At 64.8% G+C, this 1,220-nt stretch carries 1 protein-coding gene; it reads left to right on the top strand.

Features of this window, described 5'->3' with window-relative positions:
- Positions 1–607: 607 nt before the first annotated feature.
- On the top strand, positions 608–1,220 hold a 613-nt coding region (locus AB0B91_RS66220; RefSeq protein ID WP_358343288.1), incomplete at its 3' end, for a hypothetical protein.

Here is a 1,220-nt window from a genome sequence, read left to right as displayed (position 1 = left end):
CCAGCCGGAGCCTAGTGCGGCCCGATGCCAAATTTGCGGCAACACGCCGGGGGTAGTGTGACGTTCGACACACCGCCTCCATGTCGCCCACGGATCTCGACGAATGTCGAGTTTCGTCGAAAGCCTTTAGGCGGAGTTCCACTCCGTCGCTCCCAGTCAACGATCACGCGCGTCGCTGGCTGAGCAATTGTCGGGTTGTCTCCCCTAAGCGGCCCGCCAGCGTCACCCACGTCCGTCCTGGCCTGCGTCCGTCGCTACGCACTCAGTTACTGCGCTCCCTTCGGTGTTCGAGAAGGTGCTCCAGGTCCTCGACCTCGCCGTCCCCCGGTCGCGGAAGGATGTTCTTGCGAGACCCGTCAGTGCGATACGCCTTCTCAACCAAGGGCTTCGCGCAGCCATCCGAGTAATGCGCCTTGTGGCTCCCCGCACGACGCTGCATGATCCAGAAAACGATGCCCCACCCAACGAAGATGGTCAGTCCTACCGCGATCAACCACTGCACCCATCCCACCACTGGACTCCCTTCGCGCTGCCATCGGCTTGTGCGTAGTCACAGGGTAGATCGGGAGGTAGCCATTCCGTCACACAGAGACGCTAGTCTCTTTCAATGGATCTGGCGCTTCGCTCGTTGCGGGCAGCCGAGTCCCTGACCAAGTGGCTCGCGCCCCTCACCTTCACTGACTGGTCAGCACCACGGGTGACGGCAGCGCTGACGAGCGGCGTCGTGGACTGGGGCGTTGCACACGGCTGGCGCGTTCGACGGGAAGTACCGAGCATCGCGGGCCTGCCCGGCTCCCATCCAGATCGGCCCGGTTACCTCGACGTTGTTTGTGAGCGCCTAGGAGCACCACCGATCGCCGTTGAGATTGACAGAACCGACAAGCAGTGGTCATCGCGCAAGCTGCTTTGCGAAGCCGACGCGGGAGCTGTCGCAGTCTGGGTTCGCTGGGGTAGCCCCCGAACCTGGATCGTGCCGCGTCCGGTCGCCCTGGTCGACATCCCCACCACCCAACGCCGCATCGCCGGCCGCCTCCTCTACTCCAGAGCCGAAACAGATGCGGCCGTTGCTGCGGCAGTACCCGAACCACCCGCGGCTTCCCGCTGCCACGCCACCACACGCAAGGGCGCTCCCTGCCCCATCAACCCACGCCCGTCGGGCCTCTGCCACGTCCACGACCCAGCGGTCCAGTGCGGTGCCCGGAAGAAGAACGGCCAGCGCT

This window comes from Nonomuraea sp. NPDC049141, assembly GCF_040648415.1.
Taxonomy (GTDB): domain Bacteria; phylum Actinomycetota; class Actinomycetes; order Streptosporangiales; family Streptosporangiaceae; genus Nonomuraea.
Note: the sequence above shows the minus strand (reverse complement) of the source record. Positions and strands in the feature narration are given on the sequence as shown.